General features: G+C 59.0%; 11 protein-coding genes and 2 pseudogenes. 5 read left to right on the forward strand and 8 right to left on the reverse strand.

Annotated features, from left to right (window positions below; all coding sequences use genetic code 11):
• Positions 1-204: 204 nt before the first annotated feature.
• Entirely contained in the window at positions 205-510 is a 306-nt protein-coding gene (locus ACVWW3_RS36005) for a hypothetical protein (RefSeq protein ID WP_456651540.1), read from the reverse strand.
• 760 nt (positions 511-1,270) lie between these two features.
• Positions 1,271-1,435 (reverse strand): DUF2934 domain-containing protein, encoded by a 165-nt coding sequence (locus ACVWW3_RS36010; protein WP_456651539.1) that lies wholly within the window; start codon positions 1,433-1,435, stop codon positions 1,271-1,273.
• A gap of 808 nt (positions 1,436-2,243) precedes the next feature.
• Here ACVWW3_RS36010 and ACVWW3_RS36015 point away from each other — a divergent pair.
• Positions 2,244-2,951 (forward strand): SPASM domain-containing protein, encoded by a 708-nt coding sequence (locus ACVWW3_RS36015; protein WP_456672318.1) that lies wholly within the window; start codon positions 2,244-2,246, stop codon positions 2,949-2,951.
• 115 nt (positions 2,952-3,066) lie between these two features.
• A pseudogene (gene sugE / locus ACVWW3_RS36020) lies at positions 3,067-3,382 on the forward strand (quaternary ammonium compound efflux SMR transporter SugE).
• Between the two features lie 1,878 nt (positions 3,383-5,260).
• On the opposite strand, the gene ACVWW3_RS36025 reads toward sugE, so the two are convergent.
• Positions 5,261-5,590 carry a thermonuclease family protein gene (locus ACVWW3_RS36025; RefSeq protein WP_456651537.1) on the reverse strand — a complete coding sequence of 110 codons (330 nt, stop codon included), beginning with the start codon at positions 5,588-5,590 and terminating at the stop codon, positions 5,261-5,263.
• A gap of 1,044 nt (positions 5,591-6,634) precedes the next feature.
• Between ACVWW3_RS36025 and ACVWW3_RS36030 the strand changes: the two genes are divergently transcribed.
• The 3 genes from ACVWW3_RS36030 to ACVWW3_RS36040 all read left to right on the forward strand — a co-directional run bounded on the left by ACVWW3_RS36030 (position 6,635) and on the right by ACVWW3_RS36040 (position 9,702).
• Positions 6,635-7,474 carry an RMD1 family protein gene (locus ACVWW3_RS36030; protein WP_456652117.1) on the forward strand — a complete coding sequence of 280 codons (840 nt, stop codon included), beginning with the start codon at positions 6,635-6,637 and terminating at the stop codon, positions 7,472-7,474.
• Between the two features lie 879 nt (positions 7,475-8,353).
• On the forward strand, positions 8,354-8,536 hold the full coding sequence (locus ACVWW3_RS36035) for a hypothetical protein (RefSeq protein ID WP_456651536.1): 183 nt from the start codon (positions 8,354-8,356) through the stop codon (positions 8,534-8,536).
• Between the two features lie 33 nt (positions 8,537-8,569).
• Positions 8,570-9,702, forward strand: a protein-coding gene (locus tag ACVWW3_RS36040; RefSeq protein WP_456651535.1) for an IS3 family transposase whose coding sequence is annotated in 2 segments (ribosomal slippage) — positions 8,570-8,825 and positions 8,825-9,702 — 1,134 coding nt in all. Because the reading frame shifts where the segments join, the coding sequence is not laid out codon by codon here.
• A gap of 606 nt (positions 9,703-10,308) precedes the next feature.
• On the opposite strand, the gene ACVWW3_RS36045 is transcribed toward ACVWW3_RS36040, so the two are convergent.
• From ACVWW3_RS36045 to ACVWW3_RS36065, 5 genes and pseudogenes are all read right to left on the reverse strand, one after another.
• Positions 10,309-10,482 carry a hypothetical protein gene (locus ACVWW3_RS36045; RefSeq protein ID WP_456651534.1) on the reverse strand — a complete coding sequence of 58 codons (174 nt, stop codon included), beginning with the start codon at positions 10,480-10,482 and terminating at the stop codon, positions 10,309-10,311.
• Positions 10,483-10,670: 188 nt separating this feature from the next.
• On the reverse strand, positions 10,671-10,943 hold the full coding sequence (locus ACVWW3_RS36050; RefSeq protein ID WP_456651533.1) for a hypothetical protein: 273 nt from the start codon (positions 10,941-10,943) through the stop codon (positions 10,671-10,673).
• 388 nt (positions 10,944-11,331) lie between these two features.
• Positions 11,332-11,628 (reverse strand): ferredoxin family protein, encoded by a 297-nt coding sequence (locus tag ACVWW3_RS36055; protein WP_083926516.1) that lies wholly within the window; start codon positions 11,626-11,628, stop codon positions 11,332-11,334.
• A gap of 41 nt (positions 11,629-11,669) precedes the next feature.
• Positions 11,670-12,978, reverse strand: a pseudogene (locus ACVWW3_RS36060) (FAD-binding protein).
• Positions 12,979-12,989: 11 nt separating this feature from the next.
• Complete coding sequence (locus ACVWW3_RS36065) at positions 12,990-14,105, reverse strand: electron transfer flavoprotein subunit alpha/FixB family protein (protein ID WP_456651531.1); 1,116 nt, start codon at positions 14,103-14,105, stop codon at positions 12,990-12,992.

Raw genomic sequence — 14,105 nt, forward strand, 5'->3', positions numbered from 1 at the left:
CGGCAATCCGCGAGGCAGCAAATCCCAACACGGCGCCCAATGATCGTGCTTTGGCGCTTCGCGCGGTCGATAGATGCGCTACTTGCACGGCAAGCCGTCGTGGAGGTCCAACTGAAGTAGCGAGCCCGATGACCCATAAGCGCAGCCGCTATTTGGCTACGCCTCTCAAAGTCACTTCGTGATCAGCGCTGAGGGCACACTCCGTTAGCGTCGTGTCTGATCCAACTCTCTAAGCAACGCGTGCAGAAAATCACTTGCATGGTCATAACTGACGCTGCCGTTCGCGATGTCGCGGGCGCGCGGGCAAAGCACTCCGCTGACCGTTTCGGGGCCGAGTGAGTCAGCTCGGGCCGACCATAGATCGAGCAGATCGTCGGGGATATTTTCGCTCGATCCAAACAATTGCATCAAACGATATTCGCCTTCGGGTTTGTTGTCGTGGTGAGCCTTGGCGGCATAAAGCGCAAAAAAGCTGCGGAACGCGTCACGGGAAACGGCAGGCTTTGCCATGGTAATTTCCGCCGGTTAATCCAAAAAGCCGAACTATTAGAATCACATAATAACGCAGGTCGAGCGCCGATTGAAACTAGAAAGGAATTAAATGCAGGATGGGGAATAAAAAATCGGTCCAAGAAGCTCCCGTATTCGGTAAAAGCACAGAGTTAATCAAACATTTCTCGCAACAGTCGTGGCAGGCAGCTGCAAGGCCCCTAACGCGGCTCTAATACCCTGCTGACCATCAGTTTCCCCGGCAGTCCTCGTCAGCGCGCTGAGCCACTTCGGCGGTAGTCGCCCTCTGCGCAGTGCTTCTAATCATTGTTCGTCTTCCGGCTTGTTCGCCGTTCATCATTGATTTAGATCGCATCATGATCATTGGGGAGCCGCAAGGGATCCGATCATGCGATTGCACCAGGCAAATACCTTGGAAGAGATCGAGGTGACGGTCGCTGACAAAAGTCAGCGAAGTCCCACTGCCGCGTGTGGCGCTGAACCCGGGAGATCTCTCGAGTCCAAGTCGAGAAGTGGTTCTGGCGTTATTGAGGCCAGGCGGCGATCGAACGCGCACCATTGCGCGGTCGCAGGCGCACTGATCTTGGGTTTGTGCTCGGATGGAGGACACGATGGCGTTCGGACGGCAACACGCGGCGACTCCGCGCCGGGTATTGGTCGGATCGACTCCATCGTGTGTTGGGGCAACCGGTGGATCGTTGCAACAGCTAGTGGATTGATCTCGACGCCAAAAAGGCGCTCAGACTTCTTTTCCGGTTTTCTACAGCGTGTCCGGCGTCTTGAGTTCATGGCGGATCAGCTCTTCGTTCAGCTGTCGTTCCGCTTCTAGATAGAAGTCTTGATCGCGCCCCTTAGGCATTCCGGCTTGCTCGCACAGGTGATATGCGCGGCGCTCGACGTCCTTCTGAGTCAGAGGACCTACCATTTGCGTGACTCCTAAGGAGACCCAAGGGCGGCTTAGGCTGGCCGCGTCCGAGGGAGTCAGTAGCACAGTTTAAGATGGTTTCTCTGAGTTTACCTTTGACAGGAGATTCACTTGGCTACGGATTTTTCACCTGAGATTTTGGATCAGCTGCTTGGTGGGGGCACTCGCAATGGGAACTTCGCGGGTCGATGCCGACCACGTTGATCATGATGACGTGGCGCTCGGGGCGGGCTACACGGTCACATTTCATAGGAAAGCTGCCATCCAACTCATTTTCAAGAGAGCTTGAATCGTACGTAGCGTCATATTGTACGCTACCGATCGCGTAGAGTTGCGCTTCGGTTGCGGCAATTGGGACGACATTTATCGCGGACGTGTCGAGTTATGGACAGTACCGCCAATGGCATGAGTGATGCATGTTGGAATGAACGAGACGTTAGACCAACCCCATCGACACATGTGCATTCGGCAGCCGTCCAATCCTGCTGGATTGGGGCGCTAAGGGGAGAGAGCCGTCGCATCTGTCGCGACCGTGCTTGCTGCCGTGTCGCGTTGATGGACGAAGAATCGAGAATGATGCATGAGCGAAACCGGCATGAGATGCAAATCAACGGTCCCCTCAAGATCTCTTTGTTCCAAACGCGGAGCCCGGAAGTGGACGATATAGAATCGATGACTCTACAGGAGCTGCGCTCCGCAATCGGTGGCGGCAGGGTCTTGGAGATAACTACGACAACGGGCTGTATCGTCCGATGTTCTTATTGCCCGCAGGACAAGTTTCGCCGAACGGCAAAGAGCGATATCCGACGTGAAGCATCTTTCTCTCCAAGATTTCAAGCGATGTCTGGCGCGCGTACCAGCAGCTGTCGACATCAGCTTTTCCGGGTATTCGGAGCCTTGGCTCAATCCGGCTTGCACAGAAATGGTTGAGCATGCCTATGCGTGTGGCCATGGAATCCGGATTTCCACAACCCTGGTAGGAATGAACGGGCGGGATCTAAGACGCTTGCGTGCGCTGCAGTTCCGCGTTTTCCTGGTGCATGTTTTTGATGACGGCACGCACATGGATAGTGGTCTCGTCAGGCGCAACTATGTCGATTTGGTGCGCCAACTTGTCGACGCCGACGTTTCATCGTTGCTCTTCATGGTCATGGGCGAGGTGCATCCCGAACTTATCGGCATAATTCCTGACGAAGCGCTGGTTCGCTCGCGTCCGCCGCGCAGCAGGGCTGGCAACGGCGAGAAGATGGTTGGAGCGCGGCAGCCAATCGTTGGAGCACTGACATGTCCTGACGAACGGCAGTATCGTAATGTTCTTCTCCCAAACGGCGACGTTACTTTCTGCTGCATGGATTTTGAGCGACAACACGTTTTGGGCAACCTCCTCCGCGACAGGTACAAGGATCTCTTCCAAGGGGCAGCCTTTTGCAATATTGCCGATCGCATAAACGGAACGGACGGCTTTCTGCTTTGTCGATCGTGTGAATTCGCCGAACCAATGAAGTCGGAATGTTGATCTTTGAGAGAAGTTGACCCTGCTCGAAGCGAATCGCGAGACCTGGCAAGGACGGCCTCCCAGCTTATCACCACATCATCCGCGGGGACGACCCTGCCATGAACGGAGGGCCGCCATGGCCTGGAGCATTCTGTTGGTTGCCGGCCTGCTGGAGGTCGCCTGGGCAATCGGTCTCAAATACACCGAGGGCTTTACCAAGCCCGTTCCATCCGTGCTCACGCTCGCGGCCATGGCCGGCAGCGTGATCCTGCTCGGCCTTGCTCTAAAAGACGCTGCCCATTGGAACTGCCTATGCGGTCTGGACCGGCATCGGTGCGGTCGGCACCGCAGCGCTTGGCATCATCCTGTTCGGAGAACCGGCCGCCGCGTTTCGCTTTGCCAGCATCGGACTGATCGTCGCCGGCATTGTCGGGCTGAAGCTCGTGTCCTGACGAAAACATCGAAAGCAGTGACCCCCACCAGGTCAGCGCCGTAAGGATCGCCGAGGCCGGCACGTGATTCTCCACGCATAGACGATCGAGCAGGCCACGTTCTAGCGCCCCGGCGAGGGCGCGGCGCCGATAATGGCGAGGAAAGTCGCCAAAAAGCGAAATGCCGATGCAAGCCCTCTGGGCCGAGACCGTCTGGCCGCGACCTCTGTGTCGTGAAGCGAAAGCCCTGGTGCGGACGATACGCCAGCCGCTCATCAGCGTCCCATCGCCATCGCGACTGGCACAATAGCACCACCGAAAACGGCACGAACAATTCGCTGCCGAGATCGCGGTACCCAATAGAACAGCAATGAAACCCAGCTATGCGGCTGATCTCCGGGCGACGGCCAAGAAAGGTCCCTTGCCGGAGTTATACGATGCCTGATCTCCGGGGCAGCAGGGGAGACGATGCAGACCGGTAGATCGTGTTCGTTCGCTCCGAACTGCTTCCGACCATCCGGCGTCGGCACCATCAGGGACTGCCGACCAGTTCAACCCTCAGGTCGCGGTCAGGTGAGCTTGCGATCTCTGACTGAGCTCAGCTCCGCGCCTCGAATTACCGGCGCGACTTCATTGTGTGGTTGCAAAGAAGCTCGATCACCTAATCTCTTTCGCAGGACATCGTGCCCGTTGGCACAGAGTCTGCACACCACCAGGGCATGGGAGCGACGTTGCGAGTTCAGTGGCTCACGCTTCGTTCTGGAAGGCGGGCACTTCGTGTTCGGGAGGTGACATGCGATCTGACGTTCTTGTTCGGACTGCCGCAGCAGTCGCGCTCGTCGCATGCGGTGTTGCTCATTCAGCGGATCTCCAGCCAGTCGTCAGCGAGCCATGCTGTTTCCAACCGCACCAACAGCTGCATTGTCTTCTGTGGCATTGTTGTGATTGGCGCCTGCAAGGCAGATCCACACGTCTTTGTCACCGAAACCACACGTGTGGTATTAGGCTTCTTACCCGCCCGGAAAAATGCTGGCCTATGTCGGAGCAGCCCTGGCTTGAAAAGGCAATCGCGGCCGATATCGCCAATAGCAGCGAAGTCCGGGAAGGGACCTATGCGGCGTTCCCGCGGCAAAAGGCGCAATTCGACTACCGTCGTTTCGATGGGCCCCTCGGAGCCGGCGTTGCGCAAGCGCTCACACCTGCTGCTTGGTCCGTCAGATTTGAGTGCGAGTGTATGAGTTTTGGCATGACAGCATCTGGCGACCTCTGGAAATCAAGCTGCGAGCTCTGGGCATGTCAAAACCTGAAAGTTAGAGTCGAATGGAGTCAGGTAGGCTGCATCCCGAGCCACATTCGTGTTGTCTACCTTGCCCAGGGGTGCCTTGAAGGCCACCAGCCTTCTTTCTTCCGCTCGACCTGTACCCGGCGGAATCTGATTGTTGTTTCCGTGCCACGCCTTTGTCTTGTTTAGGCTCTGGAGAGCTCGCCGTTCTTCAGGCGTAAATGCGGCTCTCTCTCGAACTCAAGAGGCGCGGATTGCGAGTCCATGGTTCCCAAGAACTACGCCGAGAACGATGGCGTTCCTGCGGAGTGAGCGATTTTCGGTCTTGCGACTTTTCCGCTTACGAGAGCTTCAGACCGTCTTACTCGTTTGAGCATGGGTGGGCGGCCGTGGTAAGCTTGCTCACTCCCGGTCGACGCATTTATTCTGGTGTGGGGAATGCCGCTCAAGTAAATGTGCATTCGTGTCGTCAGAACAGCTGGCTGGTCGACCACCTAAGCAAATGCAATTTCGATATAGCCAAGGTACGGCAAAGCTGCCCGCCCACACGCCCAGTCCGGCACGTTCGGCTGCGCCTTGCGCATCGTCGCCTGGAGTATCGCTCGAGCGCGAGACCGTTACGCACCAACCATTCTCCGGAGATCGATGCCATCAACTGAACAGGTCCCCATCGTCCCATCCTCCAGGACTGACAGGCAACTGACTTCGCGCTCTGCAATGAAGCTTTCAAGATCGCTCGCGGCCCTGAGGCCACACCGATATGGATTGCCGTTGATATATCGGCACGTTTGAGTCTCGTCCGGCGCGTCGATGCCCCAGAGATGAACGCGTGTCCCGTGAACTTCAAGGGTGTCGGTGCTGATGACCTTTGCCGGCCCCGTCAATTCGCGGGCAAACACGATGCTGCACAGTGCGAGCATGGTCAACACCACGATCAATCCATACATGGCGATCTTCTTTGCCGAACTGCGAACATTCCGGCCGAGTGCAGCAGAGCATGGGGGACCGCCGAACGGCGCTCCATCGCGGCTGAGCTTAGGAGGGTGCTAATGTTGCATGGGTAAGCTCGTTCGACGGATGACTCCCCCTGTATCAGCAGCGCAAGGCGCCCCTCGTGTCCAACCTCGCCCCCGATGCTCTGCGACCAGGCTGCAGCGCTGGCCGCATCCCGCCATTCCTCCACGCCCTTGCGGCAGTTCGCCTTGGTGATGGCTTGCAAAGCAAATGACAGAGAGCCCCGCTCGCGTATGGTCTCGACCACAAGCTTGGCGGCGATGCGGCCCGTCGCAATGCCTGTCGCGTAGCTCCACACGAGCTTGGCGCCGGTCACTATTCCCGGTTCGATATGCACGGTCTCAACTCCGTTCTGCCGTTGTACTCGGGCCTTGGCTCAAGAATTTGCCGGGACGATCGTTTGGGGTGTGCGCTCCGCCTTCGCTCGGTCAATGCGACATTTCATAGCAATAGCTATGCCAGCGCCGCTGACGCGGCTAAGGCTCTGATTGCGGCTTGAAAATTCCGCCGCGCGCAAGAGTCACCGTGTTCTGTAGCCGACATGCTCTGGAGGAAGTTGAACACACACACACTGCGGCCAGTTTTTTGGTCACCTGTGCCGTTTCAAACAATCATTTTTGCTCGCCCATTGAAGCGGAAATCCTGAGGCCGCTGGCGCGAAGATACCGGTTCGGCATCAATCTTGCTCGACCTTGTTCAAGGGACGGCGTCTAGGGCGCAGCCAAATGTTTGGCGGCCTGGGTCGTCGAATTCCTCGAAGAGCTTGCTGGGTCGTTCGATTCACCTTGCGGCGAAGCATGCACGAACATGGAAATGGCGACCACCGATCCAAACTGTGGAGCCCGCATTTGCTGGATCTCAGCATCATCTCTCAGCGACGCTCCCGGCAAATTCCGCTGCATCATCTGCGACGAAGTTCTGGACGTATTTCCAGGGGAGCGCTATCGCGTCGCAGTGGCGCCAAACCGCATGCAAATGTGAACATGGATCAACTTACGCCCGGTAGGCCTGCCGTCTCCGGACAGACGGCGGCCGCGTCGATGCTGCGCATTCGGGCAGTCATGCTGGGGGATCGTATCAACCCGTCGGCTCTGGAAATCGGAACGCTGGTGTCCTCGACGCCGGTCGCTTTCCGCATTCATGCGGGCCTTGTCGTGATCTTCCGCTATGGCGTTGTAGTGCTCATCGGGTTGTCGCCCTCGGAAGAAAGCGCGCTGATCGAAACGCTGATATCGCGGGTCATCGGTGAACTCAGCTCCTATGAGGAGGAGAGCGCGCAGGCGCAGCTCTGCGACGACCAGAGCGCCGAGGTCATCCTGCCGGGCGGACGGATTTGTCTCAGAGACTTTAGCGACGATCGGCTGCTGCTGATCGCCGATACGCTAGCCAAGAGCACGGCGCTGGAGCGAGATGAGCGCCGTATCGCCGCGGTATTCGACGTGATCGAACCCTTTGCACGCGAACTAGCCGAGCACGGCCGGACGCCGCGGAGCCGCAAGGGCATTCTCGAATTGATCGGCAATGCGCTCCTGGTCCAGCAGCGCGTCGCGGGCCGCGTCGCCATTGCCGAAAAGCCCGACGCACTCTGGGAGAAGCCGGAACTCGAGCGGCGTTATGCGCGTCTGAAAGACGAATACGAATTGAAGGAGCGTCTTGAGATGCTTGAGCGCAAGCTGTCGGCCATCTCCGGAACGGCTAACGCACTGACGGACATCATCGACACACGCCGCTCGCTGCGTCTTGAGTGGGTTGTAGTCGTGCTGATCGTGATGGAAGTTGCGATCGGATGCTTTCAGATTATTACAGCAGCTCACTGAGTGCGGCTGGCCGTAGCGCATGAGGGGCCTTCGTGGGGTTTGAGCGGGCCTACTGACCGACTTGGGCGGCATTGACGTGGGACGCGCCGTTCGGCCGCACTCAGCTGCGGATTCCGGCTATGTCTTCGCCGTGCTCGTGGACGCGAGGTTCGGCGAAATCCCGGTGCGGCTCGCGAAAACAGCGAATAGCCGAGGCGAGTTCGTTTCCCCGGCGATCGAGCAAGGATAGGGCGTGTATGGCAGACGCGCGGCGGAGCGTTGATGTCGACGATCCAGCGCTACCCAAGAAGGCCCTTTTGCCCAATTTGCAGCGGGCCGCCACTCAGCTTGTCTGCTATTCTCGACTTAGTCGTGGCATACTTGCCAGACCTTCCCCCGCCGCCCCCATGGCGCAGCCAGCGACTACCGAAACACAAAGGACGGTCGATTTCACCAGGACGCCTCACTGGGTTGAGCGACTGCCTTTCGCCGCTTTGCCACATCGCCGCGGCTCGGTCGATGTGTCCTGCCGTGATTTCCCTTGCGTGGCTGTTAGCGAACGGTTCCATGATCCGCCAGCGCGCAAACGCGCGCTGCAACTGAACATGAACGCTCAGAACTGCGGGTCTCGTCCTCGCTAACGCGAAGGCGCCGAGCTGAACGCGGCCGGGGACTGCGACCGGGCGTGCATAGCGGCTCCGCGTCAACGATAAACACTAACGGGATGACAAAGGAACTACGCCGCGAATTTCGACGCGGCTTTGAGCTCGCAAGCCGGCGCCGAGAGTTTCTGACGTCCCCATCCGCTCTGGACATTCCATCTGCAGGACTGTCCGTCAAAGCGCCTGGACACTCGCCCTCGGCAGCTCCTCTCAAATCCGCTTCCGAACCGACCCCGGCATGGCGATCCTTCGCTGGCTCGTTCAGGAGCCCGGCGAGCCTGAGGCCTTCAAGGGCTTCTTCGAGCCGCTGCTCGCGAATGATTGCGACCAGCAGCGAAACGGCCTCCTCCCGATCGACGGTGAAGCAGACACAGCTGGTCTCAGAAATCTGAACATCGCGATAAGTGGAGTTTCTGCCTGAATGCGGCGATAGTTGCCGCAGACAGGAGCGACGATGAGCAGACGATCCCGCCGAACCCATTCCCCGGCCTTCAAGGCGAAAGTAGCGCTGGCCGCCATCAAGGGCGATCGAACGCTGGCGCAGTTGGCCGAGCACTTTGATGTCCACCCCAATCAGATCACGGCGTGGAAGGCCCAACTGGAGGGCGGTGCCTCTGACGTTTTCGGGGCAGGTCCCGCGGCATCTGCCGGGCCGGCCATCGACGTGAAGTCGTTGCACGCCAAGATCGGAGAGCTGACGCTGGAGAACGATTTTTTAGAAGGAGCGCTCACCAAGGCGGGGTTGCTGAGCGCAAAGCGATGATCGACCGTGAGCACGATCTGTCGATCACTAGGCAAGCGGAAGCTCTGAACATCAGCCGTGGCAGCGTCTATTACCTGCCGCGTCCGGTGCCCTCCGCCGACCTCGCGATTATGCAACGGCTCGATCGGTTGCATCTGGAGTATCCCTTCGCCGGTTCGCGTATGTTGCGCGGCCTGCTGGCTGCCGAGGGGTGCAAGGTCGGCCGCCGGCATGTGAAGACGCTGATGCGGCGGATGGGGATAGAGGCGCTCTATCGCCGTCCGCGCACGACCAAGTCAGAGCCCGGTCACAAGATCTATCCGTATCTGCTGCGCGGCATGGAGATCACACGGCCGAACCAGGTCTGGGCGATGGACATCACGTATATCCCGATGGCGCGCGGCTTCGTGTATCTCGCTGTCGTGCTGGATTGGGCAACCCGCCGGGTTCTCTCGTGGCGGTTGTCGATCACGATGGAGGCGGCCTTCTGCGTCGAGGCCCTGGAGGATGCTTTGGCGCGTCACGGCAAGCCCGAAATCTTCAACACGGATCAGGGCTCGCAGTTCACTGGCGCGGCCTTCACGGGCCTGCTCACCAACCAAGCCATCGCCATCAGCATGGACGGCAAAGGGGCTTGGCGGGACAATGTGTTCGTCGAACGGCTGTGGCGCAGCGTCAAATATGAAGAGGTCTATCTGCGAGCTTACGAAACGGTCGGCGAGGCGCGAGCTTCGATTGGCCGCTATCTCGACTTCTACAACGGCCGACGTCCACACTCGAGCCTTGACGGCAGCACACCGGATCAAGCCTACTTCAACCAGCCGCCAATCCGCATGGCGGCCTAACCCCGGCAGACGCTCCACTTATCGACGCGGAGATTTTGTTCAGACAACCGGGACCAGCTCTGACGTCAGGCCCTCGCGAAACTAACAGGTCCAGCAAGGTCGGAAGGTCAGCAACGTGGTGGCGTAAGGCCGAGACCACATCATTCGCGAGATAGGTCGCCAAATCAGCATTCGGCGGCGGATCAAAGTCCAAGTCGACTTTGGCGCGCTTCTCGATCGCAGGTCGTATCAACTCGCCCTTCCGTCTTGCATCCATCGAGAGCATGAACACCGCATCCGCGAGGTTCTCGCGCGGCAAGCTTCTCAGTTCGGCTATGAGGGCCTGGGTGTCGCCGACCGAACTCTCACGGCGTGCCTCTGCTCGCCGCGCGTTAGCGCGGCTGCCCTGCTCTTTTGTAATCGAACCATCGCCATGCTCGCCGGCCGATCATATATCCCGGCGATACAGGCGAATGAAAGTGCAAACTTACGTGCTGCATGCGCGCAGCCCGCCTGACGAACGCGCAGCCGGCGGTCGCGCGAAGGAGTCACAAAGCGCTAATTTCGTGATCCGCTCGTGCTTGTCTGTCTACAAGGCGCTCGATGGCACGATCGTCGGGTCGGCGGCTACGGCGAAGCGAAGTCCTGCTTCCAGCGTTCCGTTTGTAGGTCATAGGCAGCGTCGCGAGGCAGTGGCGGCAGGCGGATCGCCGCGAACTCGAAACCGGCCAGATGTTGAGGGGGAGACGTCAAGCACCAGAAAGCGGCGCTCATCACCGGAAGCAGGAACAACGTGATCATCATTAGAGGCCATAATAAGATGCACGTAATTTGGGCTGCTTTACTCGTCGTCGTGGACGGTGAGTTCGTCTTCGAGGTGTTCAAAGGGGGCGTTGTTAACCATGGCATCAGCCTCGGCCTCGGCGTTGGTCTTCATGTGGAAGGGCACGGCCAGCGAGGGCGAGGGCGCCGCGTCCGCAACGGGGTTGTCACTTGACCGTTGCCGTGACGTCCACGTCGGTGTTCAGCTCGATCTCGTCGTCCACCTTGGGCGCGACGTGCGGCGAGCTGTGCAGCTCCATGTCCCCAGGCTCCACAATGTGGTTGACGAGGTTGACAACGAGCGCGTCCACGCTCCGGTCGTCCTGGGCTTGGAGGCCAATGGCGTGCACAAAGCCTTCCTTGCTCAGCAGGCAACGCCCAAGGCGACGGCGCTGTTCGTTGGTTCGTTCCATGATCTCTTGTGTCAGTCTGTTCGGCATACGGTTCTCCTAGGGTTGTTACACTTGTTCCGTGATGATAGGCACCGGCACAAACACCGCGCACGGCTCGCGGTGTTCAGGAAGGATGTAGTAGATGTGGCCGCCTTCCACAGGCAAGCGCATCACTGCTGGCCCAGGGAAGACAGGCGCCGCTACGGTGAAGAGAACCAGGATCGATCGACAGATCCGAGATGGACGACCTGATCCAGCCAATACGTTGCCCCTGTTTCGGATCCGCTCGCTTTGACTACGCGGAACCTGGCAAGGGCCCGCCCGGTAGATGGAAAGGTCGGGACTCGATTGAATCAGGTGAAATCTCAACTTGGCGCGTGATCTCGTTGTATCGCGAGAACGCCGCGGCCTGCCCATCAGCTCCTACCCCGAAGCTTTAACCAAATTTGAATAGCACACCGTAACCGCCACGTGGGTAGCTCCACTCGATATCACCACTTTCTTCGCAGATCACCCGGCAGGTGCCGCACTCGACACACCCGTCGACTGTCACCTCAACATGACCTTTATCGCTGAGCTCGTAGCAACGTGCAGGGCAGGCCTTCAGCATCGATAAGAGCCGTGAGGATGGTGTGGTGTGCGGCCGCACCTTGATATGGGCGCGGCCGGAATCAACGAGATAGCGGTTGTAGAATAGTTTGTCCTCGACACGTCGGGATGGCTCGCTCGGCATTGTTTCTGGCTCCGTCGTTCGTCGTTGTCTTTGGTTTGTGATCACCGCCAGGCCCGGGCGATGCGCAGGGCATCGCTGAACACACCACTCCCACGACCGCGCCTTGATGAACGAGCTCAGCATCAGCTTCTCTTTCTCAAGCTTTGGTGTGCCGTCGACGCGCAAATAATCCTGCATCGCCTTGGAGAAGAGCTGCGGATATGTGAGAAAGAAGTTCTGCGAGTGGGTATGCATCAGTGCCGGCATATCCTTGTACTTCTTCAGGTCCTTTATCACGAAGGAATCATTCAGCAGTTTTTTGTAAAGCGAAAGATTTTTGGCCGTCATCGGATCATTTCGCGATTTAATAAGGCAGATCGCTTCCGCGGCGATACGGCCCGACGTCATCGCCAGATTGGACCCCTCGCGATGGATGGCGTTGTTGAGCTGGGCGGCGTCTCCGACAACAACCCAGCCCTCACCACAAAGCTGCGGGATCGCCTTGTATCCACCTTCGGGGATCAAATGCGCGGAGTATTCCTTTACTTCCGAACCCTCGATCAACGGCGCGACGGACGGGTGACGCTTGAAGCCCTCGAGCAGGCCGTAAGGCGTCTCGCCGGTACGCTGGAAGTCGGCAACAAGACAGCCGATACCGAGCGAGATGCATTCCTTGTTGGAGTAGATGAAGCCCATACCGGTCATGCCGCGGGAGATGGTTCCGGCGGCTTCGATGACGAGCCCCTCGTCGCCTTTGAGATTGAAGCGAGCATCGATTGTCTCGCGCGACAGGAAATGCATCTCCTTGACCGCGAGTGCGACCTTGTCCGGTTTCGGCCGCCCTCTTAAGCCTGCACCCGTCCCGAGCACTCCGTTCACCCCCTCGGCCAGCACGACGACATCTGCGTGGATTTCACCGCCATCTCGGTCTGTGCGCACCCCGACGACCCTCCCGTGGGAATCCCGGAGGAGCTCGGTCACCGTGGTCTCGCACAGCACCGTGGCGCCGGCCTCGCGGACCTTCTGGGAGAACCATTTATCGAACTGGGCGCGGATGATGGTGTAGCGGTTCGGCTTCTCCTCGTTGAAATCATCGGAGCGATAGTGAATCCCGGTGTGCGAACGCTCGTCCACGATCCAGAAGCGTTGCTCGACGAGATGCCGTTCAAGCGGTGCATCTTCTCGGAAATTCGGGATCAGCTTCTCCAGCATATCGGCATAGAGGATGGCGCCTTGCACGTTCTTCGAGCCCGAATACTCGCCGCGCTCCAGCTGCAGCACTTTTAGGCCCCGCTCGGCCATGGTCAGCGCTGCCGCATTCCCGCCCATGCCAGCACCGACGACGATCGCGTCGAATCTTTCTTCGATCATAACAAGCTTCCCTAACCAGCGATGCGGTCGTGCGAGTGCGGCGATAGCTGCGCGCGGAATGCAGACATCAATGCGGGCAACAGTCGAATGGCGTCCGTGACGATGCCGATATGGGCGAAGTCGAAGATCGGAGCGTTCTTGTCGGTGTTGATGGCAACGATGAGGTCGCCCCCCTCCACGCCAACACGATGCTGGATCGCGCCGGAAATACCGGCCGCGATATAGAGCTTTGGCCGAATGGTTTTCCCGGTCTGGCCGATTTGTCGGTCCGAGGTGACCCAGCCCTTCTGGACCAGCGGCCGCGAGCAGCCATACTCGGCGCCAAGCACGTCCGCGAGTTGCTGTACCAGTTGGAAGTTCTCAGGCGACCCCAGACCGAGCCCTCCGGCGACGACCACGTCGGCATAGGCAAGGTTGGACTTTGTCGAATCGCGGTCTGGCAGAAACGACAGCACTTTTGTGACGATATCTTCCTCTACAAGGCCGAGTGGATGCGAGATGACGCGCCAGACCGCACCGGTCACGCGCTCGGGCATCGGCATCACGCGCGGACGGACTGTTGCCATCTGTGGACGATAGTTCAGTGTGTAGATCGTGCACAATAGTGAGCCGCCAAACGTCGGCCGCGTCGCTGCAAGCGAGCCGTCGGCATCGACATCGAGCTCGGTGCAGTCGGCAGTAAGGCCGGTGAGCAGTGTGGTGGCCACTGAGCCAGCGAGATCGCGGCCGAGTGTAGTTGCCCCTAGGAGTAGGATTTCCGGCTTGTACGTATTGACCAGCTCTGACAGGGCCTTGGTGTAGGATTCATTGCGATAATCGGCTAACAGATCATCCGCGACGATATAGGCGAGGTCTGCGCCGTAGCAGAAGGATTCGGCGACCGCCTGCTGCGTTGTCTCCCCGACCGGGCCGATGACAACCGCGGCGAGGTCAACGTTGAGCTTGTCGGCGAGCCGGCGGCCGGCACCCATCAGCTCCCAGGAGACGGGATGCACTATGCCACGTTCCTGCTCGATGAAGACCCAGACGTGCTTATACGCCTTGAATCGTTCGGGCAGCTCCCTCTTGGTCGCCGCGCGACCACCACCCGCGGCCGGAGCTGCGCTTTTGGGTGCGGTGCTCATCAT

Source organism: Bradyrhizobium sp. LM2.9 (assembly GCF_054056555.1).

Excerpts from the sequence above, each read along its gene's own strand:
- ACVWW3_RS36045 (WP_456651534.1), bottom strand. The coding sequence starts at position 10,482 with ATGATCACGTTGTTCCTGCTTCCGGTGATGAGCGCCGCTTTCTGGTGC.
- ACVWW3_RS36005 (WP_456651540.1), bottom strand. The coding sequence starts at position 510 with ATGGCAAAGCCTGCCGTTTCCCGTGACGCGTTCCGCAGCTTTTTTGCG.
- ACVWW3_RS36010 (WP_456651539.1), bottom strand. The coding sequence starts at position 1,435 with ATGGTAGGTCCTCTGACTCAGAAGGACGTCGAGCGCCGCGCATATCAC.
- ACVWW3_RS36035 (WP_456651536.1), top strand. The coding sequence starts at position 8,354 with ATGGCGATCCTTCGCTGGCTCGTTCAGGAGCCCGGCGAGCCTGAGGCC.
- ACVWW3_RS36050 (WP_456651533.1), bottom strand. The coding sequence starts at position 10,943 with ATGCCGAACAGACTGACACAAGAGATCATGGAACGAACCAACGAACAG.
- ACVWW3_RS36055 (WP_083926516.1), bottom strand. The coding sequence starts at position 11,628 with ATGCCGAGCGAGCCATCCCGACGTGTCGAGGACAAACTATTCTACAAC.
- ACVWW3_RS36065 (WP_456651531.1), bottom strand. The coding sequence starts at position 14,105 with ATGATGAGCACCGCACCCAAAAGCGCAGCTCCGGCCGCGGGTGGTGGT.
- ACVWW3_RS36025 (WP_456651537.1), bottom strand. The coding sequence starts at position 5,590 with ATGTATGGATTGATCGTGGTGTTGACCATGCTCGCACTGTGCAGCATC.